Source organism: Agromyces protaetiae, assembly GCF_030866785.1.
Taxonomy (GTDB): Bacteria; Actinomycetota; Actinomycetes; order Actinomycetales; family Microbacteriaceae; genus Agromyces; species Agromyces silvae.
In genome coordinates this window covers 1,556,570-1,578,556 of record NZ_CP133018.1, presented here as the reverse complement: position 1 = coordinate 1,578,556, position 21,987 = coordinate 1,556,570, and the positions used below count along the sequence as shown (strand labels likewise).

Here is a 21,987-nt window from a genome sequence, read left to right as displayed (position 1 = left end):
GCTGCTCCGAATGGGTCGTGGTGGGGATGTGTCGAGTCTACTTGGGCGCCCCGAAGAGTCCTTCGCCGTACGTGTGCAGCAGATTGTAGGCATCGGCGTACGTCTCGGGCTCGGGTTCGCCGTGCCCGTACTTCGCGATGAGCAGGCCCAGCAGGCCCTTCGCGGGCGGGCTGAGCGGCTTGTCCTTGTGGGCGTGCGCCGGGTGCGGCGCCTCGGCCTGCGGATTCGGCGGCAGGTACTGCGGGCTGGTCTGGGGCCAGGTCGACGGATGCCTCGCCTCGTCGCTGTTGATCACGGTGAAGAGCGTGTTGGCGCCCTCGTCGCGACGCGTGAGCGGCTTCAGGCCGTGCAGCCGGCTGAGGGTCGCGATGACCGCGGCGTGGTGCATCTCGTCGTGGATGACGGTGCCGGCCCGGGTGTACGCCGAGACCGCGATCGCGGGCACGCGCAGCCCCAGCCGGTCGAACGTGAAGCCCATCTCGCCGGCGGGTGCGTCCACCTCGGGCGGCGTCGCCGCGGGCGGCGGCACGTGGTCGTAGGTGCCCCCGTGCTCGTCGAAGGTGATGAGCAGCATGGTGTTCATGGCGTTCGAGCCCGAGTCGCTCGCACTCGTGCGGATGGCGTCGTAGACCTGGTGGATGAGCAGCTCGCCGGCACGCACGTCGGAGATCGCGCTGTCGATGACCTCTTCGCCGTCGACGTCGGACTCCTTGAGCTTTCCGACCGGCGGGTGGAAGTCGTTGTGGTTGTAGACGAGACGCGGTTCGACGAACGCGTAGGCGGGCAGCGTGCCGCCCTGCACGTCGGCGTAGAACTGCTCCATGGTCGCGAACCGTTCGGTGCGCCAGTACTGCTCGAGCGCGGGCGCGTGCAGCACGCCCGTGAGGGAGACGAGCTGCAGCTGGTCGAAGTAGATGCGCCAGCTGATGCCGGCCTCTTCGAGCCGGTTGAAGATCGTGGGCGACGCGGGCGCGTCGAGCCACTTCTTGTGGCCGCCGTTCTCGCGGTTGGTGACGAAGCCGTGCGACGTCGAGGCGTGGAAGAACGAGCGATTGCAGAACGTCTGCGACGGCACGCCGCAGTGCCAGGCGTCGAACACGGTGAAGTTCTTCGCGAGCGTGGAGAGCACGGGCATCATGTCGGGTGAGAACGCGCCCATGATCCGCTTCGCCTCGTCGGCCGTCGGCTGTTTGCCCTTCTTCAGACGCTCGAAGTTGATGATGTAGTCGCGCAGGAAGCCGTCCATCTTGGGCTTCTGACCGGGCGCGGGCGCGTTGTACGGCGCGGCCATGTCGCCGACCTCGACGGAGGCGTTGTCGGGCGGGTCGACGATGCCGAACAGCTGGGTGTTGACGTGCGGATACTCCTCGCCCGGGTCGGGGTCGGGCGCGCGCATGATCGAGTCGGTCGCTCCGTCGTAGACGTGCACGGGCACCACGGTGCCGTCGGGTGCGGTGTTCGAGTAGTCGCCGAACGCGAGCCCGTCGAAGGTCTGCCCGGCGGGGAGCGTGTCGGCCGTGTAGAGCCAACCGAGCAGGTTGTCGAACGAACGGTTCTCGCCCATGACGACCACGAGGTGGTCGAACCCGGGCTCGCTGCGCGCCGCGAGCGCCGTGAAGTCATCAGCCCCCTCGGCGAATCCGCTCGCGTGGCCGACCGCGGCGCCGATGGCCGCCCCCGCGCCCCCGCCGACCACGGCGCCGGCGGCCGCGACGCCGCCGAACTTCAGGAAGTCACGGCGCGATGCGCCTGGCTGGGGCGCTGGCTGGGCCGACGCGGTCTCGGCCTCGCCCGCGCCTGCTGCGGATGTCTCGCCCGGCTCCCCCGCCGGCTTCCTCGATCGACCCCTCACCATGGGGCGCCTCCTGAGCTCTGGTTCCGCCGGGCCCGTCGCTCAGCGGTCGAGCGCGTCCGGGCCCTCGGTGACGAGCAGGGCGAACTGCGCTGCGTCGATGATACGGACTCCGAGCTCCTCGGCCTTCGCGAGCTTCGAGCCGGCGCCGGGCCCGGCGGCGACGAAGTCCGTCTTCTTCGATACGCTCGACGCCGATTTGCCCCCCGCCGCGATGATCGCCTCCTGCGCGCCTTCGCGCGAGAAGCCCTCGAGCGAGCCGGTCGCGACCACGGTCAGCCCGGCGAGCACGCCGCCCGCGTCGCCGGCGGCGCCGGGCCCCGGATGCCCCGGGGTCGACCACTGCACGCCTGCCGCGGTCCACCGGTCGACGATGTCGCGATGCCAGTCGACGTCGAACCAGTCGATGACCGCGTCGGCGATGATGCCGCCGACCCCGTCGACCGCGGCGAGCTCGTCGCGGCTCGCGGCGCGGATGGCGTCGAGCGAGCCGAACCAGTCGGCGAGCGCCCGCGCCGCGACCGGGCCGACGTGCCGGATGTTGAGCGAGACGATGAGCCGCCACAACGGCTTGGTCTTCGCCTTCTCGATCTCGTCGATCAGCTTGGTCGCTCCGGCGGCCGGCTGCGGCCCGGTGGCGCCCGCCTTCTTCTCGGCCGCATTCGGGTTCCGCCGGAACGGCGCTCGCACACGCTCGGCGCCGTCGTCGTCGAGCTTGGGCAGGCCGGTCTCGGCGTCTTTCACGACGACCTCGATCGGCAGCAGATCGTCGATCGTGAGGTCGAACATGCGCGCCTCGGTGACGAGCGGCGGCGTCTCGGGCCGGAGCGGCTGGGTCAGCGCCGCGGCCGACACCTCGCCGAGCGCTTCGATGTCGAGCGCGCCGCGCGAGCCGATGTGCTCGACCCTGCCGCGCACCTGTGCGGGGCAGGACTGCGCGTTCGGGCAGCGCAGGTCGATGTCGCCCTCTTTCATGGGGCGCAGCGGCGTGCCGCATTCGGGGCAGCGCTCGGGCATCACGAACTCGCGCTCGCTGCCGTCGCGGAGCTCGAGCACGGGGCCGAGCACCTCGGGGATGACGTCGCCCGCCTTCCGCAGCACGACGGTGTCGCCGATCAGCACGCCCTTCGCCTTCACGACGTCCTGGTTGTGCAGGGTGGCCTGGCGCACCGTGCTGCCGGCGACCTTGACGGGCGCCATGATCGCGAAGGGCGTCGCACGACCGGTGCGGCCGACGGCGACCGCGATGTCGAGCAGCTTCGTGTAGACCTCTTCGGGCGGGTACTTGTAGGCGATCGCCCAGCGTGGGGCGCGGCTGGTCGCGCCGAGCTCGTCGTGCAGTGCCAGCTCGTCGATCTTGACGACGATGCCGTCGATCTCGTGCTCGACGTCGTGCCGGTGCTCGCCCCAGTGCGCGATGAACTCGGTCACCTCGTCGATCGAATCGAAGACGCGCGTGTGCGGCGACACGGGCAGACCCCACCGGGCCAGCAGGTCGTAGATGCCCGACTGGGAATCGACCGGCGGGTTCTCCCACGCACCGATGCCGTGCAGGTACAGCGCGAGCCGGCCGAGGCGATCGCGCATGAGCTCGAGCTGCTCCGCGGTCTTGTTCTCGCGCCGCTGCCGCAGGCTGCCGGCGGCCGTATTGCGCGCGTTCGCGAACTCGGGGAACTTCACCGTGATCTCGGCCTCGGTTTTGCCACGTGCGAGCTGCTGCGCGACGTACGCGGCCTGCAGCTCGTGCTGCCGCTCGTTCAGCGCCTCGAAGTCTGCGGTCGAGAGGAACACCTCGCCGCGCACCTCGAAGAACGGCGGGAAGCCCTCGCCCCCGAGGCGGCGCGGGATCGCGGGGATGAACTCGACGTTTTCGGTGATGTCTTCGCCGACCCGACCGTCGCCGCGCGTGGTGGCCGTCTCGAGCACCCCGTCGCGGTAGGCGAGGCTGATCGCGAGCCCATCGATCTTCAACTCGCTGAGCCAGCGCACCTGCCGCCCCGCCTGGCCTTGCGCCTTGTTGGCCCAGTCGCGGAACTCCTCGAGATCGAACACGTTGTCGAGGCTGAGCATGCGTTCGGCGTGCTCATGCGGCGGGAACCCGCCGGCGACCGTCGCCGCGCCGACCTGCTGCGTCGGGCTGTCCTGCCCGGCCAGCTCGGGGAACTCACGCTCGAGCGCCTCGAGCCGGTGGAAGTCCACGTCGTACTCGGCGTCGCTCACGAGGCTCACGCCCTCGTTGTAGTACGTCGCGCGGTACCGCTCGATGCGCTCCGTCAGCTCGGCGGCCTCGGCGCGCGCGGACTCGAAATCGATGGGGGTGTCGCTCACGTCCCCATCCTACGAGCGCCCTCCGACGCCCCTCAGCCTTCGTCGGGGGTGATCACGGGCGGTCGTCCATCCGCGACCCGCAAGAGCGAGAAGCGCCGTCGGTCGAGCGTCGCCTTCGAGCGGGTTTGATACGCATCCGCCAACACGACGTTGGAGGCGTCGGCGAGACCGATCGGCTGATCGGAGTACCGCTCGACGATGGCCCGCGCGGACTCGAGTCGTGCGAGTGACATCTCGGCGAGCTCCCAGGCGACCGACGTGAGCTGAGCGAGCACGGCGTGTTCTGCGGCACTCCCATGCCGGGAGAACACAAGGTAGTCCAGCTCGGCGAGAATGTACGGAGAGACGACCAGCATCTCGTTCGAGCGATCGATCGCCTCACTCACCCCGGTCGTGAGCGGGCTCGTTCGCGTCGAAGTACGCCAGCAGGGCGCTGGTGTCGACGATCACGCGCCGAAGCCGTCGAGAAGCTCGTCGACGCGATCGGCGATCGGCTCACGACCGGCGAACACGCCGCCTTGGGGTCGCGGCACGTTCTTGCACAGCGTGAGACGGAGGGCGTGCCTGATGACCTCCGCTTCAGACGTTCCCTTCCGGATGGCCTCGTGTTCGATGGCGCGCTTCAGCTCGTCCGGGAGATTGAGCGTCGTCTTGGCCATGCCACATATGGTGCCACTGCTATACAACTCGACCGGGAACGCGACCCGACAGAGGCCCGTCGGCGCCGCGATGTCGGTGGGTGCGTGGATACTACTCGACATGAAGAATTCGTCCCTTGATCGGCTCCGGGCCGGGCTCGGCGCGCTCGCGGAGACCTGGGCCGGGGGCCTGCCCGCGTTCGGTGCTGGCGCGGTCGGTGCTGATGCCGTGGGTGACGAGTTCGAGGCGTTGAGCGGACCGGGTCTGGTCCGGGTGGTCGAAGAGGTGGCGGGGCTGCGGCGTTCGCTGGACGCGGTGCTCGCGCGCGCCGCAGACGAGGTCGCGAAGCGGTCCGCGCCCGGGTTCGGCGCCGACGGGCTCGCGAAACAGCACGGGTACGCGTCGCCCGCACGGCTGGTCGCCGCGGCGACCGGTGGTGCGCCGGCTGAGGCGTCCCGGTTGCTGGCCGTGGGTGAGGCGACCCGGGCGCGCGCATCGTTCACGGGCGAGCTGCTCCCGGCGAAGTTCGCCGCGGTGCGCCGCGCGCTCGATGACGGCGCGCTGAGCGTGGATGCGGCGGCCGCGATCACGGGCATGCTGCGCCGGGTCGAGGTCCGCGCCGAGGCGAGCCTGCTCGAACCGTACGAGCAGAAACTGGTCGAGTTCGCAGACGGGCAACCGTTCTCGCTCATCCAGCGCGCAGTCAAGGCCGCCGAGGCGCGGCTCGACGAAGACGGTGCCCAGCCGGCCGATGAACGCATGTTCGCCGCGCGTGCGCTGACGCTCCACGAAGACGGCCACGGCATGTTCCAGCTCCGCGGACGGCTCGACCCCGTCACCGCGGCACCGATCAAGGCCGCACTCGACGCGCTCGTCAGCGACGCGCTCGCCCGACGCCGCTCTCACGAGCCCGGCACGACCGGGCTCGACGGCACGACCGGTGCGACCGGGCTCGACGGGACGAGCGGTACGACCGGGCTCGACGGCACGACCGGTACGACCGGGCTCGACGACACGAGCGATGCGACCGGGCTCGACGGCACGACCGGTACGACCGGGCTCGACAGCACGACCGGTACGACCGGGCTCGACGGCACGAGCGATGCGACCGGGCTCGACGGGCCGGGTGGTGCGACCGGCGGGCCGGTCGTGCCGGATCAACGATCGATCCCGCAACTCCAGGCCGACGCCCTCGCCGAACTCGCCAAGCACGCGCTCGGCTGCACGGCCGCGCCCGGCACCGCACCCAAGACCACGATCGTCGTGCGGATGAGCCTCGACGCACTCCGCACCGGCACCGGGCTCGCCGAGATCGACGGCATCGACCGCCCCATCGCCGCGGCCACCGCCCGCAAACTCGCCGCCGACGCCGAGCTGATTCCCATCGTGCTCGGCGCCGACAGCGCCCCGCTCGACCTCGGTCGCGCGACCCGCCTATTCACGAAACCACAACGCATCGCGCTCATGGAACGCGACGGCGGATGCGCCTGCTGCGGAGCGAACATCACCTACGCCGAAGCCCACCACATCCAATGGTGGGCCAGAGACCACGGCCGCACCGACCTCGCAAACGGCGTCATGCTCTGCACCAGCTGCCACCACCGCATCCACGACCAAGGCTGGCGCATCCACACCGACGGACCCCGAATCTGGTTCATCCCACCACCCCACATCGACCCATCCCAACACCCCCGACTCGGCGGCCGAGCCCGATTCGACCCCACCTCACCAGCCTGGTCAGCGCGCGCAGCACGTCCGCCCGCCACACCAGAGACGGCCGCGGCGTGAACCCTGACGTGTGAGTATGTGGCGCCCGCGACACTCGCGCTCACCACGCCCCGCAGCGAGGACCGTGCACGGCGACCCACACGTGGGCGGAGACGCTCGCTCGTCCCGGCGACCCCGCTCCCCGGCGACCCCGCGACCCGGCGACCCCGCGTCCCGTCGACCCGGCGAGGCGACCTGGCGAGAATGACGTGCACTCGCATCTGAGCGGACTGGGTCGCTTCGGGTCCGGGCGAGTATCTCTATCAATACCCGATGCCGTCAGGAGCCTCCAGCAGCCGGCGTTGATCTACGCGCCGACCGGCACCGCGCTCACGGTGCGGTCGATCGTGCACTGGCCGAGCACCCGCGTACCGACATAGATGACCGCGGTCTGGCCGGGGGCGACACCGTCGAGCGGTGATTCGGGTCGCACCACGAGCTCGCCGTCATGAACCCACGCGACCGCGGGCACCGGATCCGCGTGCGCACGGATCTGCACCTCGCAGTCGAAGGACTCCCCCGCCTCGGCGACGAGACCGGACTCGACCGGGTCGGCCCCTGCCCACGAGAACCGCGACCCCGCGATCTCGGCGGTCGCGAGCGCCTCCTTCGGGCCCACCACGACGGTCCGCTCCTTGGGCCGCACCTCGAGCACGAATCGCGGCTTGCCGTCGGGCGCGGGCGTGCCGAGCCGCAGGCCGCGACGCTGGCCGACGGTGTACGCGTGCGCGCCCTCGTGCGAGCCGACGACGGCGCCGCTGCGATCGATCACGTCACCCGGCGCCTCGCCCACCTTCTCGGCGAGCCAGCCCTTGGTGTCCCCGTCGGAGATGAAGCAGATGTCGTACGAGTCGGGCTTCTGCGCGACCGAGAGACCGCGCCGCTCGGCCTCGGCGCGCACGAGCGCCTTCGAGGGTGTGTCGCCGAGCGGGAAGTACGCGTGCGCGAGCTGCTCGGTCGTGAGCACCCCGAGCACGTACGACTGGTCCTTCGCCTCGGCGCTCGCGCGGTGCAGCTCGCGCCGCCCCGAGGCATCCGTCGTGATCTTCGCGTAGTGGCCCGTCGCGACCGCGTCGAATCCGAGCGCGAGCGCCTTCTCGAGGAGGGCCGCGAACTTGATGCGCTCATTGCAGCGCATGCAGGGGTTCGGCGTGCGGCCGGCGGCGTACTCGTTGATGAAGTCGTCGACGACGTCGGCCTTGAACCGCTCGGAGAAGTCCCACACGTAGTACGGGATGCCGAGCGCGTTGGCCGCGCGCTGCGCGTCCATCGAATCCTCGATGGTGCAGCAGCCGCGGCTGCCGGTGCGCAGCGTGCCCGGCATGCGACTGAGCGCGAGGTGCACGCCGACGACGTCGTGACCGGCCTCGACGGCGCGCGCCGCGGCGACGGCGCTGTCGACGCCGCCTGACATGGCTGCAAGCACTCGCATGCGTTCCAGTCTACGAGCGTCGGCTGGGCGGATGCCTCGGGCGAACCTCGGCCTCCGCGCCAGTTCGTTCGGGTCTGCGCCAGTCGTGCGGGCGCGCAGGGGGGCGAAGTGGCGCGGAGCGGATGCCCCGGGGCGGCGTCAGCGGTCGAACGAGGTCGCGCGGGCGGCGAGTCCCGCGCGCGACGCGCGCTCGTAGGCGTCGGGGAGCGCCGCGAGGAAGGCGTCGACGTCGGCCTCGGTGGACGCGTGCCCGAGCGTGATCCGCAGCGCGCCACGTGCATCGGGCTCGCTGCGGCCCATGGCCAGCAGCACATGACTCGGCTCCGGCACGCCGGCCTGGCACGCCGAACCGGTCGACACGTTGACGCCGGCCGCATCGAGCAGGAAGAGCAGCGAGTCGCCCTCGCAGCCCGGGAACGAGAAGTGCGCGTTCGCCGGCAGCCGGCCGGCCGGGTCGGGATCGCCCGACAACCGTGCGTCGGGGACGAGTCGCGCGACGCCCGCCACGAGCCGGTCGCGGAGCGCCGCCATGCGTGCCGCGTCGCGATCGAGTCGCGCCGCCACGGCCGTCGCCGCAGCCGCGAACGCGGCGGCCGCCGCCACATCCTGCGTGCCCGAGCGGATTCGACGCTGCTGGCCACCACCGTGCAGCAGCGGTTCGATCTGCGCCGACCGGTCGAGCACCAGCGCACCGATGCCGGCGGGCCCGCCGATCTTGTGCGCGGACACGCTCACGGCGACGAGTCCGGCGCCACCCGGAGCATCCGTCGCCCGCCTGATGGCGCGCACGTCGATCGGGACCTGCCCGAACGCTGCGATCGCGTCGGCGTGCAACGGCACGCCGCCGCGTGCCGCGAGGGCGGCGGCCTCGGCGACCGGCTGGAGCGTGCCGACCTCATTGCTCGCCCACAGCATGGTCGCGAGCGCGACGGATGCCTCGTCGCGGCCCAGTTCCTCGGCGAGCGCGCCGAGCCGCAGCCGTCCGACGCCGTCGAGCGGCAGGTCGACCGGCGACGCGCCCTCGTGCGTCGCGAGCCACTCGACCGTGTCGATCGTGGCGTGATGCTCGCCGAGCGGCACGAGCACGCGAGGCCGCGAGGCATCCGCCTGACGCCGCCAGTAGAGGCCCTTGATCGCGAGGTTCACGGCCTCGGTGCCGCTGCCCGTGAACACGACCTCGATGGGGTCCGCACCGAGCGTCGCGGCCACCTGCTCACGCGATTCCTCGAGCAGGCGCTTCGCGCGCTGCCCGGCGCTGTGGATGGACGACGGGTTGCCGGTCACGGCGAGTGCGGCCGTGAGGGCGTCGATCGCCTCGGGGAGCATCGGCGTCGTCGCGGCGTGGTCGAGATACGCCATGGAACTACTCTAGAGCGCATGCCTGCCGCCGATCCGCTCCACGACCTGGGCGTCCGCGCGGACGCGGACGGCGGTCGGCTGCGGCTCTGGTCAGAACACGCGACCTCGGTCGAGCTCGTCGTGTTCGACGCGAACGATCTCGAATGGGCGGTCGACCGGGTGGCGGCCGAGCGCGACGGGTACGGCGTGTGGCAGGCGGACTCGCGGGCGCTCGTTCCCGGGGCGCGGTACGCCGTGCACGTCGACGGGCCTGCCGGTGTCGAGCACGCGTTCAACCCGGTGCACGCCCTGCTCGACCCATACGCTCGCGGGCTCGCGCGCGCCGACGACGGCTCCTGGCGCGGCGTCGCCACCGACACGCTCGTCGCCGAGGGATTCGACTGGGCCGGCAGCGCGCTGCCGCGGGTGCCGCTCGATCGCACTGTCGTGTACGAGGCGCACGTCAAGGGCTTCAGCCGCCGGAACGAGCGCATCCCCGCCGCGCTGCGCGGCACGTATGCCGGGCTCGCGCACGACGCCTCGCTCGAATATCTGACGGACCTCGGCGTGACGAGCGTCGAGCTGCTGCCCGTGCAGGCCTTCGTGCCCGAGGAGCGACTCGTCCGGCAGGGCAAGGTGAACTACTGGGGGTACAACACGCTCGGGTTCTTCGCCCCGCACGCACCCTGGGCGACCGCGGCGGCGCAGGCCGAAGGTCCGGCTGCGGTCCGTCGCGAGTTCGCCGGCATGGTGAAGCGCCTGCACGAGGCCGGGCTCGAGGTGATCCTCGACGTGGTCTACAACCACACGGCCGAAGAGGGGCGCACCGGGCCGACCTACAGCTTCCGGGGCATCGACAATGCGAGCTACTACCGCCATGACGCGCACGGCCGGTACGTCGACACCACGGGCTGCGGCAACACGCTCGACTTCGGGCGCGAGGCCCCGGTGCGACTCGTGCTCGACTCGCTGCGGTACTGGGCGGGCGAGCTCGGCGTCGACGGGTTCCGCCTCGACCTCGCGGCGACCCTCGGACGCGGTGACCACGGCGACTTCGAGACGGGGCACCCGCTGCTGCTTGGCATGCTCGAGGACCCCGTCATCGGGCAGACCAAGCTCATCGCGGAGCCATGGGACGTCGGCTTCGGCGGGTGGCAGACCGGCCGGTTCCCGACCGGCTTCAGCGAGTGGAACGACCGCTACCGCGACCGCATGCGCGAGTTCTGGCTCGAAGACCGGCGGTACGAGCGCGAGCACCGCCGCATCCCGGGCGGCATGGGGCGGTTCGCGGGCCGGCTCACGGGATCGGCGCACACGTTCGCGCACGAGCGCGGGCCGCTCGCGAGCCTGAACTTCGTCACCGCGCACGACGGCTTCACCCTGGCCGACCTCACGTCGTACGACGTGAAGCACAACGAGGGCAACGGCGAGGACAACCGCGACGGCACGGACGCGAACCGGTCGTACAACCACGGCGTCGAGGGGTTCACCGACGATGTCGAGATCCTCGCGGCCCGGCGCCGGAGCATCCGCAACCTGCTCGGCACCCTCCTGCTCTCGGCCGGCGTGCCCATGCTCACCGCCGGCGACGAGGCGGGGCGCACGCAGCGCGGCAACAACAATGCGTACTGTCTCGACTCCGAGGCCACCTGGATCGACTGGGACCGCACGGCCGAGCAGCGTGCGCTGTTCGAGACGGCGAGACACCTCATCCGGCTGCGAGCGGAGAACCCCGCGCTGCGTCCGGTGCGCTACGGCGTTCTCGGCACGTCAACGCCCGGCGCGAGCCGCATGGATTGGTACAACGCCGACGGCATCCCGATGACCATCGACGACTGGGACTCCCCCACCGAGCGCACGCTGCAGTATCTCGCCGCGTCGACGCCGGACCTCGAGCCGCCGAACCGCGTGCTGCTCGTCGTGCACGCGCAGACCGAGCCGACCGAGGTCGTGCTCCCCGAGCCGCGCGGCCCGGCCGTCGCACGGTACATCCAGCTCTGGGACTCGGCGCACGAGGTCCCGGGCGCGGCCCCGGCCGTGCTGCAGCCGGGCGACGAGGTGGACGTCGCCGGCTGGTCGATGCAGCTCTACCTGGCGGAGGGCTGATGGCGAAGCGAGCGGATGCCTCGGCGGGCACGCCCGCCACCGTCGCCCTCACCCGCGACGGCATCGCCTTCACCGCGCACACCTACGATCACGATCCGCGTGCGGCCGCCTACGGGCTCGAAGCGGCGGAGAAGCTGGGCGTCGACGCCGACCGGGTCTTCAAGACCCTGCTCGCGATGGTCGACGGGTCGCTCGCCGTCGCCATCGTCCCCGTCGCGCGGCAGCTCGACCTCAAGGCGTTCGCGTCCGCGCTCGGCGGCAAGCGCGCCGAGATGGCCGATCCACGGGTCGCCGAGCGGAAGACCGGGTACGTCGTCGGCGGGATCAGCCCGATCGGCCAGAAGACGCCGTTGCCGACGGTCCTCGACGAGTCCGCGATCCTGTGCGAGACCGTGCTGGTCTCCGGCGGCCGGCGCGGCCTCGATCTCGAACTCGCCCCCGACGACCTGGTCGCGGCGACCGGTGGCCGCTACGCGCCGATCGCCCGGTGACCGCGCGTCGTGCCATCGCGCGGCGACCGCGTCAGCGGGCGACCGCGACGAGCCCCAGCTCCGCCGTGCTCAACAGCAACGGATGCTTCGGGACGACGCGCACCGTGTAGCCGAAGGCGCCGGCCCGGTCGAGGACCACGCGGCCCTCGTACATGCGCGGCGACGAGGCATCCGCCTCGCCCGTCCCGGTCACGGGAGCCAGCGGCTCGCGCCGGCCGTCGCGGATCGTGTCGTCGCCGCCGGCGCGACCGTAGACGACCTCGACCTCGACGTCGTCGGGTGACAGCTCGCCGAGCGCGACATACGCGCGAAGCTTGAGCTCGTCGCCGACGTGCGGCGCCTCGACGCCGCCCGACTCGACGTGCACGACCGCGACGCCGGACCACGCCGCACGGACCCGGGCGCCGTACGCCGCGAGTTCGCGCGCTCCGCGCGCGTGATCGGCGGTCACCGCCCGAGCGTGCCGCCACGCGTGCCGGTACAACCGGTCGACGTACTCGCGCACCATGCGGTCGGCGCCGAGCTCGGGGACGAGCCTCGTGAGGGTCTTGCGCAGCATGCCGACCCACTCCCGCGGCACGCCGTCGGCGTCGCGGGCGAAGTATGCCGGCGCGATCCGGTGCTCGAGCAGGTCGTACAGCGCGGCTGCCTCGAGCGCGTCGCGTTCCGCGGCGTCACCGGCGCGGTCGGCCGACGGGATGACCCAGCCGAAGTCGTCGCCCGCGAACTCGGCCCACCAGCCGTCGAGGATCGAAAGGTTCAGCGCTCCGTTCATCGCGGCCTTCATGCCCGACGTCCCGCACGCCTCGAGCGGCCTGAGCGGGTTGTTCAGCCACACGTCGCAGCCCGGGTAGAGCGTCGCGGCCATGCCCATGTCGTAGTCGGGCAGGAACACGATGCGGCCGCGCAGCTCCGGCTGCTGCGCGAACCGGACCAGCTCCTGGATGAGACGCTTGCCCTCGTCGTCGGCCGGGTGCGACTTGCCCGCGATCACGAACTGCACCGGGCGCTCGGGGTTCGTGAGGATCGCCTTCAGCCGGTCGGGGTCTTGCAACATGAGCGTGAGCCGCTTGTACGTGGGCACGCGGCGGGCGAAGCCTACGGTCAAAGCCTCGGGGTCGAGCACGTCGTCGATCCAGCCGGGGGCCGCGGCGCCGTCGTTCTGCGCCGACCAGGCCGACGCGAGCCGGCGCCGCGCATCTTCGACGAGCTGCGTGCGCATGCGTCGCTTCACCGACCACAGCTCGCCGTCGGCGAGCGCCGCGCTCAGCCAGTCGGCGTGCTCGGCGTCCTCGGTGCCGAGCCGGTCGGCGCTCAGCTCGAGCAGCGCGGGATCCGTCCAGGTCGGCGCGTGCACGCCGTTCGTGACCGACGTGATCGGCACCTCATCGTCGCTGAAGCCCGGCCACAGCGACGAGAACATGCGGCGGCTCACCTCACCGTGCAGGCGCGAGACGCCGTTGGCGTGCTGGGCGAGCCGCAGCCCCATCATCGCCATGTTGAACGCGCTCGTCGCGGGATCGGCACCGGGCTCGACGCCGAGCGCCAGGGCGTCCGCCGGATCGATGCCCGGCAGCAGCGCGTTCGTGAGGTACCGCTCGACGAGCCCCCGGTCGAACCGGTCGATGCCGGCCGGGACGGGCGTATGGGTCGTGAAGACCGTGCTCGCCCGCACGACCTGCAGCGCCTCGCTGAAGGCGAGCCCGTCGGCGATGAGCGACGAGATCCGCTCGAGCCCGAGGAATCCGGCGTGACCCTCGTTCAGATGGAACACCTCGGGACCTGCGCCGCCGTGCAGGTCGGTCCATGCGGCGAGCGCGCGGGCGCCACCGACGCCGAGCAGCAGCTCCTGCAGGAGCCGGTGCTCCCCGCTGCCGCCGTAGAGCCGGTCGGTCACCGACCGCAGATCGTCGTCGTTCGCGGGCACGTCCGTGTCGAGCAGCAGCAGCGGGACCCGGCCGACCTTGGCCAGCCAGACCCGCGCCACGAGCGCCCGACCGTCTGGCAGCCCGAGCGTGATCTGCACCGCGGACCCGTCGGGGTTGCGGACGAGCGACAGCGGCAGGCCGTCGGGGTCCTGCGCCGGATACCGTTCCTGCTGCCAGCCGTCGGCCGAGATCGACTGCGAGAAGTACCCCGCCTTGTAGAACAAGCCGACGGCGGTGATCGGCACACCGAGATCGCTCGCCGCCTTCAGGTGGTCGCCCGCGAGGATGCCGAGCCCGCCCGAATACTGCGGCAGGGCCTCGGCGATGCCGAACTCGGGCGAGAAGTACGCGATGCCGTTCGGTGCGTCGTCCCCGATCGACTGGTACCACCGGGGGTCGCTCAGGTACGTGCGCAGACCGGCGCGTTCGCGTTCGGCCCAGGCCACGTACCCCTCGTCGCCGGCCAGCTCGTCGAGCCGGGACGGCGCGACCTCGCCGAGGAGTGCGCCCGGGTCCCGACCCGACCGGAGCCACGCCTCGGGATCGATGTGCTCGAACACGCGCCGGGTCGGCTCGTGCCAGGCCCATCTGAGGTTGCCGGCGAGCTCGTCGAGCGCCTCGAGCGCTGGCGGCACGACCGCACGGACGGTGAATCTCCGGATCGGCTTCACACCGACACCCTATGCGCCCCGAGATGACGGCGATGTGAACAGTCCCCATGCGGTGACCGATCGCCGGGCGGTCACCGACGCGACGAGTCCGGCCCCGTCCGCGTCAACCCGTGCCGCTCGGCGGGCCGAGGCGATACGGTCGAGACGTGATCTCACCTGACCCGCTCGTGCACCGCATCCCGGTGATCCAGTTGAGTCCGGCCGCCCCCGATCCGAGATGGCGGCCGAAGGCGTATTCGGGAGAGGTCGTACCGTTCCGCGCGACGGTGTTCCGCGAGGGCCACGACGTCGTCGGCGCGATGCTGTCGCTCGTCTCGCCGTCTGGCGAGACCCAGCGTCACCGCATGCGTGCGCTGGCGGCCGGGACCGACCGCTGGGAGGCCCTCGTCCAGGTCGGCGAGCAGGGTGTCTGGCGCTGGCAGGTCGAGGGATTCGGCGACGAGGTCGCGACGTGGCGCCACGATGCGGCGCTCAAGATCGACGCGGGCGTCGACGTCGAGCTCATGTACGAGATCGGCGCACGACTGCTCGAACGCGCGGCGGCCGAACGCACCCGCCCCGCCGCCGTCCGCAAGCGGCTCACCACCCTGGCCGCTGACCTGCGGGCGCCCGGTACCCCGCCTGTCGCGCGCCGCCTGCTCGTCGACGACCCCGCGCTCCAGGAGTTCGACGCCCGACCCCTCGCGGCCCTCGTGAGCCTGACCGAGGAGCACGAGCTCCTCGTCGAGCGGCGCCGTGCCGGCGTCGGCAGCTGGTACGAGTTCTTCCCACGCTCGGAGGGCGCCAAGCGCCTGAAGGACGGCACCTGGAAGAGCGGCACCTTCAAGACCGCCGCGAAGCGGCTCGACGGCGTCGCGGCGATGGGCTTCGATGTGCTCTACCTCCCGCCGATCCATCCGATCGGGCAGACCAATCGCAAGGGACGCAACAACACGCTCGATCCGGGACCCGGGGATCCGGGATCGCCCTGGGCGATCGGCGGCCCGCTCGCCGACGGCAGCGCAGGCGGCCATGACACGATCCACCCCGACCTCGGCACGCTCGCCGATTTCCGCGCGTTCGTGCGTCGGGCGAACGCCCTCGGCATCGAGGTGGCGCTCGATCTGGCGCTGCAGGCCTCACCCGACCATCCGTGGGTGGCCGAGCATCCGGAGTGGTTCACGGTGCTGCCCGACGGCACCATCCGCTACGCGGAGAACCCGCCGAAGAAGTACCAGGACATCTACCCCGTCAACTTCGACGACGACCCCGAGGGCATCTACGCCGAAGTGCTCAGGATCGTGCGGCACTGGATCGCACAGGGTGTGCGCATCTTCCGCGTCGACAACCCGCACACGAAGCCGCTGGCCTTCTGGGAACGACTCATCGCCGCCGTGAACGCCGACGACCCCGACGTGGTGTTCCTCGCGGAGGCGTTCACCCGGCCCGCGATGATGCGTTCGCTCGCGGCCGCCGGCTTCCAGCAGTCGTACACGTACTTCACCTGGCGCAACACGAAGCAGGAGCTCGAGGAGTTCCTCACCTCGCTGGCCGAGGAGACCGCCGACTACCTGCGACCGAACCTGTTCGTGAACACGCCGGACATCCTCACCGAATACCTGCAGTTCGGCGGCCCGGCGGCCTTCACCGTGCGCGCGACGATCGCGGCGACCGCGGCGCCCACCTGGGGCGTGTACGCCGGGTTCGAGCTCTTCGAGTCGGTGGCCCGCCCGGGCGCCGAGGAAGCGATCGACAACGAGAAGTACGAGTACAAACCCCGCGACTTCGCCCTCGCCGAACGCGAAGGTCGGTCACTCGCGCTCTACCTCGGCATTCTGAACCGCATCAGGGCGGAGCATCCGGCCCTCCAGCAGTTGCGCAACCTGCACGTGCACCGCACCGACGACGACCAGGTGCTGGCCTTCTCGAAGCACCTCGATGCGCGGTTCACCGGCACCGGCCTCGACGACACGATCATCGTGGTCGCGAACGTCGATCCGCACTCCGTGCGCGAGACCACCGTGCACCTCGACCTCGACGCGCTCGGGCTCGAGCCCGGCGCGACCTTCACCGTCGAGGACCTCGTCGATGGCGAGCGCTGGGAGTGGGGCGCCTCGAACTACGTCCGGTTGGACGCGTTCACCCGTCCCGCGCACGTCCTGCACATCGTCCGGCAGCGACCGGCGACCGCACAGCCGCCGAAGCATCGGAGACCGCATGCCTGACGTCACGCCCGGCCCGGCCCGGCCCGGCCCCCCGGTCGCCGACGACCTGCTCGGCGCGGTCGCCGAGGGGCGCTCATCCGATCCGCACGCGGTGCTCGGCCTGCACGGGTTCGACGTCCCGGGCGATGCCGGCCCGCACACCGTGATCCGCGCGCGACGCCCGCTCGCCGAGTCGGTCGACGCGGTACTCGACGACGGCAGCCGGGTGCCCATGGCCCACCTCGGTCACGGCATCTGGGCCGGAGCCGGCGACTTCGGCCCGACCGGCTACCGGCTGCTCGCGCGCTACGCCGACGGCGGCGAATGGGTGAGCGACGACCCCTACCGGTTCGGGCCCACGATCGGCGAGCTCGACCTGCACCTCATCCACGAGGGCCGGCACGAGGAGCTCTGGAACGCGCTCGGCGCGCACCACCGCGAGCACTGGGGCGCCGGCGGTCACGTCGCCGGCACCGCGTTCACCGTCTGGGCGCCGCGCGCACGAGCCGTGCGCGTCGTGGGCGACTTCAACCGCTGGGACGGCCAGGGCCACGCCATGCGCAGCATGGGCGGCAGCGGCGTCTGGGAGCTGTTCGTCCCCGACCTCGAGCCCGGCACGACCTACAAGTTCGAGCTGCTCACGCAGTGGGGCGAGTGGATCATGAAGGCCGACCCGATGGCCCGGCAGGCCGAGATCGCTCCGGCGACCGCGTCGGTCGTCTCCGAGAGCCATCACGACTGGCAGGACGGCGAATGGATGTCTCGCCGGGCGGCCACGAACCTGCACGAGCGCCCCATGAGCATCTACGAGCTCCACCTCGGCTCGTGGCGGCCCGGTCGCGGGTACCGCGAGGTCGCCGACGAGCTCATCGAATACGTGCACTGGCTCGGCTACACCCATGTCGAGTTCATGCCCCTGGCGGAGCATCCGTTCGGCGGCTCGTGGGGCTATCAGGTGACCGGCTACTACGCGGCGACCAGCCGCTTCGGCACGCCCGACGACCTGCGCTACCTGATCGACCGCCTGCACCAGGCCGGCATCGGCGTCATCATGGACTGGGTCCCAGGGCACTTCCCGAAGGATGACTGGGCCCTCGCACGATTCGACGGCGAACCGCTCTACGAGCACCCCGATCCACGCCGCGGCGAGCAGAAGGACTGGGGCACCTACGTCTTCGACTACGGCAACCCGCGCGTGCGGAACTTCCTGGTCGCCAACGCCCTGTTCTGGCTCGAGGAGTTCCACGTCGACGGGCTGCGGGTCGACGCGGTCGCCTCGATGCTCTACCTGGACTACTCGCGCAACGAGGGCGAGTGGGTGCCGAACATCCACGGCGGGCGCGAGAACCTCGAGGCGATCGGCTTCCTCCAGGAGGTCACCGCCACGGCGTACAAACGCCGCCCCGGCGTGGTCATGATCGCCGAGGAGTCGACGAGCTGGCCGGGCGTCACCGGGCCCACGAGCTCGGGCGGACTCGGGTTCGGGTACAAGTGGAACATGGGCTGGATGCACGACACCCTGCAGTACATCCAGAAGGACCCGATGTACCGCTCGCACCACCATCACGACCTGACGTTCTCGTTCCTCTACGCGTTCAGCGAGCACTTCATCCTGCCGATCAGCCACGACGAGGTCGTGCACGGCAAGGGCTCGCTCGTGCGCAAGATGCCGGGCGACCACTGGCAGCAGCTCGCCAACACCCGCGCCTACCTCGCGTACATGTGGGCGCACCCCGGCAAGCAGCTGCTGTTCATGGGCCAGGAGTTCGGGCAGCTCTCCGAGTGGAGCGAGGAACGCGGGCTGGACTGGTGGATCCTCGACCAGCCGTCCCACCACCAGCTCGCCGAGTTCGTGGCCGCGCTGAACCGCGTGTACCGCGACCTGCCGGCGCTCTGGCAGCTCGACGACGACTCGGCCGGGTTCGAATGGGTCGAGGGCGGTGCCGCCGCCGAGAACGTCATCGCGTTCCTGCGCTACGACCGCGAGCGTACGCCGGTGCTGTGCGTCGTGAACTTCTCGGGCGCGCCGCACCACGGCTTCCGGCTCGGCCTCCCGGCCGAGGGCCGCTGGACCGAGATCCTCAACTCCGATGCGGCCGAGTTCGGCGGTTCAGGCGTCGGCAACCTCGGCGCGGTCGAGGCGACGGATGTCCCGTGGGCGGGTCGTCCGGCCTCCGCCGAGTTCACGCTGCCGCCACTCGGCGCGGTCTGGTTCAGGTACTCGGCGGGTCAGTAGAGCAGGTTCGCGAGCCGTCGCCGCGCGGCGGCCACGCGGGGATCGTCGGTGCCGACGACCTCGAACAGCTCGATCAGACGCTCACGCACCCGGCCCTTGCCCTCGGCATCGAGCGTCGGGAACAGGTCGAGCAGACGCGCGAACGCGTCGTCGACGTGCCCGCCGGACAGGTCGAGGTCGGCGACGTCGAGCTGCGCGTCGAGGCTGCCGGGGTTCGCCGCGGCCGCATTGCGGATCTCGTCGAGCGATTTCCCCTGCAGCCGGCCCAGCAGATTCGCCTGCGCGAGCCCGGCCACGGCGAGCGCGTCGCGCGGGTCCTGCGCGATCGCCGTGCGGTACGCCGCCGCAGCGGCGTCGTAGTCGCCCTGTGCGATCGCGTCGTACGCCTCCTGGTGCAGCGGCGGCAGCGGCGCTTCGGCCGGCTCCTGAGTCTCGGCTCCCTCGGGCGCCTCGACCGTGCCCGTGACGCCGTGCTGCGCGGCGAGCTGGAGCAGCTGGTCGAAGACCTCGTCGATCACCTCGTCGGGCTGCGGACCCTGGAAGAGCGGCACCGGCTGGCCGGCGACCAACGCGACCACCGTGGGCACCGACTGGGCCTGCAACGCCTGCACCAGCTGAGGGCTGCGGTCGGCGTCGGCGGTCGCGAGGACCAGCCGCCCGCTGCGCGCACGGACCAGCCGCTCGAGCGTCGCGACGAGCTCGGTGGACGGCTCGCTCCACGACGCCCAGAGCACGATGACGACGGGGACGCTGCGTGAGCGCTCGAGCGTCTCGGTGAACGCCTGGTCGTCGGTCGGGAAGACGAGCGCGTCGCCCGCGGGCGCCGAGGCGCCCCCGGCGGGCGGCGGACCCTGGACGAGGGATGACAGGTCGACCGCTCCGCGCAGACCGGCCGACGGCGGGATGGGATTCGTCACGGGACCTCCGATGCTCCGATCAAGCTTTCCGACCAGCCGAGGACGCGGATCTTCTCGTCCGAGCCGACCGCGGGAACGTAGAAGAGCACCTGGATGCCGATCTCGCGTTGCACGCCCTTGGCGCTCTTCCCGGTGAATCCGCTGAGCGCACCGCCGGGCTGGCCATCGCCGAATCCGAGCGTACCGCCATCGTTCGGCGTCACCTTCTCGGTCTGCGTGACCGACACCGAGACCATCGCACCGGAGTCGTTCGTCGCGAGCGCGATGGGCGGGCTCGATCCGGCCTGGGTGGTGTACGTCGCATCCGCCGTCGCCGGGAGGGTCTCGTTGGTCGCGGTCTGACCCTCGGGGCCGAGCTGCTGGAGCAGCACATCCCCCTCGGTCTCGAACAGCTCGGCGTACTGTGATGCGGTGCCCTGGATGAGCACGTCGGCGTACGCCGCCGCCACCTGGTCGGGCGCGAGGACGAGCAGCTTGGACTGCGGGGAGACGAGCGGCGCACCGATGGAGGCGGGCGCGACCTCCGGCGGGTCGGCGTCGGGGACGAGCGACATCGCGTAGAGGATCTTGAAGTTGTCGCGCGGCGACTGCTGGACGAGCACGAGCGACGAGGGCGCGACGGTCGGGTCGTCGCCGTTCTTCACGATCGTGAGCACCGTTCGCGGCCAGATGCCGGCCTTCGACTGTTGCGGCAGGGTGATCTCGAGCGGCGCGGCCGGGATCGCCGTCGCCGCCGGATGTTCGGGCAGCACGCCGCGGATGGCGTAGTTCGCCTCGCGCGCGGTGAGTGCGGGCCCGGTGAACCGCTCGGCGGCGAGCGCCGGGTCGCGCGCCTCGTCGGCCGCCGCGGCCGAGTCGGAGAGCTTCCGCATGATGAGCTCCATCTGCGGAACCGTCACGGCCGGCTCGACGGATTCGGCCTCCTCGGCGTCGCTCCCGGCCTCGGCGTCGGCATCGGCCTCTTCGGGCGCGACCGTCGCCGGAACCGTGGCCGGAGCGGTCGTCGCCGGCGCCTGCTCGAACGTCGGCCAGTACTCGGCCGAGCACGCCGTGAGGCTCAACGCGGGCACGAGCACCACGCCGGCGATCAGTGCGCGTCGCCCGGCCGATCGCGACTCGCCCGTCGCGCCGCCTCGTTCGCCGGCGGCCGGGGTGTCCTCGACGACCGGCGTCGGCTGCGCCCGCGTGCGGCGGGCCCGTCTGGGGCCGCCCTTCGGCAGATTGCGTCGAGGCCCGCGTGAACGCCGGTGATGGATGATCCCGGAGATCATGAGAGCGAACCCGACGAGGAAGGCGATCGCGCCACCCGTGAGCAGCGGGCCGAACCACGGCGTCGAGTTGTCCAGCGGCCACGTGATGGCGACCTCATCGGGTACCGGGTCGTCGCTGCCGGACGCCACCAGCATCGAGACGCCCGCGGGAACGTCGACCGTGGTGGTCAGCGTGCCCTCCTCGCTCAGCTCATCGAGCCAGAGGTCGGAGCCGGCGGGCGAGACGGGAGCCGCGGCGTCGGCCGACGGTGTCTCGGTGGCGGGCACATCGGTCGCGGGCGAATCGGTCGCCGGTGCCTCGTCGGCGTCGTCCGTGTCCTGCCCGTCGGACGCGTCGCTCTCGGTCGGGTCCACCACTCGCGCCGTGAGCTCGCCCGCCTCGGCGTCGTAGCCGATCTCGGCGTACTCGTCGTCACCGATCCAGGCCAGCACGTCGGAGGTACGGCCGTACGCGAGGAACGCAGTCCCCTCGCCGTCGATCGTGAGGGTCTGCTTGCCGGGGTAGGCGGCGAGCGCCTCGGGTCCGATCACGAGGTAGTCGGCGTCGCCGGTCTCGGCGGTGATCTGCAGTGCGACGCGGTCCGGCTCGAGGAACACGGTGCGCTGGGCGATCCCGAACGCGATCATCACGGCCGCGGCGGCGAACGCCACGATGGCGAGGACGAACCGCAAAAGCACCTCCAGTACCGCGGACGCGGCGTCGGGACAAAGACATTGCAGACTATCGGGCGTATCTGAGAGCGTCCCGAAGACTCCCTGGAAACGTATACGAACGCACGGTTCAGGGCGAGCCCCAGCCGCTCTGCGGCTGGACCGTCGCGCCGTACA

At 71.4% G+C, this 21,987-nt stretch carries 14 protein-coding genes; 5 read left to right on the top strand and 9 right to left on the bottom strand.

The window, feature by feature from the left end; genetic code table 11:
* Positions 1 to 37: 37 nt before the first annotated feature.
* From QU602_RS07240 to QU602_RS07225, 4 genes are read right to left on the bottom strand one after another with little or no spacing between them, the layout of a single operon-like run.
* On the bottom strand, positions 38 to 1,855 hold the full coding sequence (locus tag QU602_RS07240; protein ID WP_308799578.1) for an alkaline phosphatase family protein: 1,818 nt from the start codon (positions 1,853 to 1,855) through the stop codon (positions 38 to 40).
* Positions 1,856 to 1,894: 39 nt separating this feature from the next.
* On the bottom strand, positions 1,895 to 4,180 hold the full coding sequence (gene ligA, locus QU602_RS07235) for an NAD-dependent DNA ligase LigA (protein ID WP_308799577.1): 2,286 nt from the start codon (positions 4,178 to 4,180) through the stop codon (positions 1,895 to 1,897).
* A gap of 32 nt (positions 4,181 to 4,212) precedes the next feature.
* Positions 4,213 to 4,566 (bottom strand): PIN domain-containing protein, encoded by a 354-nt coding sequence (locus tag QU602_RS07230; RefSeq protein ID WP_308799576.1) that lies wholly within the window; start codon positions 4,564 to 4,566, stop codon positions 4,213 to 4,215.
* Between the two features lie 60 nt (positions 4,567 to 4,626).
* Positions 4,627 to 4,941, bottom strand: a complete 315-nt coding sequence (locus QU602_RS07225; protein WP_308799575.1) for a ribbon-helix-helix domain-containing protein — start codon at positions 4,939 to 4,941, stop codon at positions 4,627 to 4,629.
* Here QU602_RS07225 and QU602_RS07220 point away from each other — a divergent pair.
* Positions 4,940 to 6,607, top strand: a complete 1,668-nt coding sequence (locus QU602_RS07220) for a DUF222 domain-containing protein (RefSeq protein ID WP_308799574.1) — start codon at positions 4,940 to 4,942, stop codon at positions 6,605 to 6,607. The two genes, QU602_RS07225 and QU602_RS07220, sit on opposite strands and share 2 nt — an antisense overlap.
* 286 nt (positions 6,608 to 6,893) lie before the next feature.
* On the opposite strand, the gene mnmA is transcribed toward QU602_RS07220, so the two are convergent.
* Both mnmA and QU602_RS07210 read right to left on the bottom strand, forming a co-directional pair.
* The gene (gene mnmA / locus QU602_RS07215; RefSeq protein ID WP_308799573.1) at positions 6,894 to 8,018 is read right to left on the bottom strand and encodes a tRNA 2-thiouridine(34) synthase MnmA; all 1,125 of its coding nucleotides are present in this window, start codon (positions 8,016 to 8,018) and stop codon (positions 6,894 to 6,896) included.
* 138 nt (positions 8,019 to 8,156) lie between these two features.
* A complete protein-coding gene (locus QU602_RS07210) occupies positions 8,157 to 9,377 on the bottom strand; it encodes a cysteine desulfurase family protein (protein WP_308799572.1) in 1,221 nt (406 codons plus the stop codon).
* 18 nt (positions 9,378 to 9,395) lie between these two features.
* Between QU602_RS07210 and glgX the strand changes: the two genes are divergently transcribed.
* Positions 9,396 to 11,462 (top strand): glycogen debranching protein GlgX, encoded by a 2,067-nt coding sequence (gene glgX, locus QU602_RS07205; RefSeq protein WP_308799571.1) that lies wholly within the window; start codon positions 9,396 to 9,398, stop codon positions 11,460 to 11,462.
* Entirely contained in the window at positions 11,462 to 11,953 is a 492-nt protein-coding gene (gene ybaK / locus QU602_RS07200; RefSeq protein WP_308799570.1) for a Cys-tRNA(Pro) deacylase, read from the top strand. Before glgX ends, ybaK begins: the two co-directional genes overlap by 1 nt.
* 31 nt (positions 11,954 to 11,984) lie before the next feature.
* Here the strand turns inward: ybaK and glgP are convergent, their stop codons facing one another.
* Positions 11,985 to 14,552 carry an alpha-glucan family phosphorylase gene (gene glgP, locus QU602_RS07195; RefSeq protein ID WP_308799569.1) on the bottom strand — a complete coding sequence of 856 codons (2,568 nt, stop codon included), beginning with the start codon at positions 14,550 to 14,552 and terminating at the stop codon, positions 11,985 to 11,987.
* 146 nt (positions 14,553 to 14,698) lie between these two features.
* On the opposite strand from glgP, the gene QU602_RS07190 reads away from it, so the two are divergent.
* Both QU602_RS07190 and glgB read left to right on the top strand, forming a co-directional pair.
* Positions 14,699 to 16,756 (top strand): maltotransferase domain-containing protein, encoded by a 2,058-nt coding sequence (locus tag QU602_RS07190; protein WP_308799568.1) that lies wholly within the window; start codon positions 14,699 to 14,701, stop codon positions 16,754 to 16,756.
* Positions 16,749 to 18,971: a 1,4-alpha-glucan branching protein GlgB gene (glgB, locus tag QU602_RS07185; protein WP_308799567.1), complete on the top strand. Its 2,223-nt coding sequence runs from the start codon at positions 16,749 to 16,751 to the stop codon at positions 18,969 to 18,971. The genes QU602_RS07190 and glgB overlap by 8 nt, the downstream gene beginning before the upstream one ends.
* Here the strand turns inward: glgB and QU602_RS07180 are convergent.
* Positions 18,965 to 19,888, bottom strand: coding sequence for a tetratricopeptide repeat protein (locus tag QU602_RS07180; RefSeq protein WP_308799566.1), 924 nt, complete (start codon positions 19,886 to 19,888; stop codon positions 18,965 to 18,967). The genes glgB and QU602_RS07180 overlap by 7 nt on opposite strands.
* Positions 19,885 to 21,837: a hypothetical protein gene (locus tag QU602_RS07175; protein WP_308799565.1), complete on the bottom strand. Its 1,953-nt coding sequence runs from the start codon at positions 21,835 to 21,837 to the stop codon at positions 19,885 to 19,887. The genes QU602_RS07180 and QU602_RS07175 overlap by 4 nt, the downstream gene beginning before the upstream one ends.
* Between the last annotated feature and the right edge of the window lie 150 nt (positions 21,838 to 21,987).

What these genes read in the sequence shown, in the direction of transcription:
- QU602_RS07240 (WP_308799578.1), bottom strand. Translation starts at nt 1,855, where the DNA reads ATGGTGAGGGGTCGATCGAGGAAGCCGGCGGGGGAGCCGGGCGAGACA.
- QU602_RS07220 (WP_308799574.1), top strand. Translation starts at nt 4,940, where the DNA reads ATGAAGAATTCGTCCCTTGATCGGCTCCGGGCCGGGCTCGGCGCGCTC.
- QU602_RS07225 (WP_308799575.1), bottom strand. Translation starts at nt 4,941, where the DNA reads ATGTCGAGTAGTATCCACGCACCCACCGACATCGCGGCGCCGACGGGC.
- mnmA (WP_308799573.1), bottom strand. Translation starts at nt 8,018, where the DNA reads ATGCGAGTGCTTGCAGCCATGTCAGGCGGCGTCGACAGCGCCGTCGCC.
- QU602_RS07210 (WP_308799572.1), bottom strand. Translation starts at nt 9,377, where the DNA reads ATGGCGTATCTCGACCACGCCGCGACGACGCCGATGCTCCCCGAGGCG.
- glgX (WP_308799571.1), top strand. Translation starts at nt 9,396, where the DNA reads ATGCCTGCCGCCGATCCGCTCCACGACCTGGGCGTCCGCGCGGACGCG.
- ybaK (WP_308799570.1), top strand. Translation starts at nt 11,462, where the DNA reads ATGGCGAAGCGAGCGGATGCCTCGGCGGGCACGCCCGCCACCGTCGCC.
- glgB (WP_308799567.1), top strand. Translation starts at nt 16,749, where the DNA reads ATGCCTGACGTCACGCCCGGCCCGGCCCGGCCCGGCCCCCCGGTCGCC.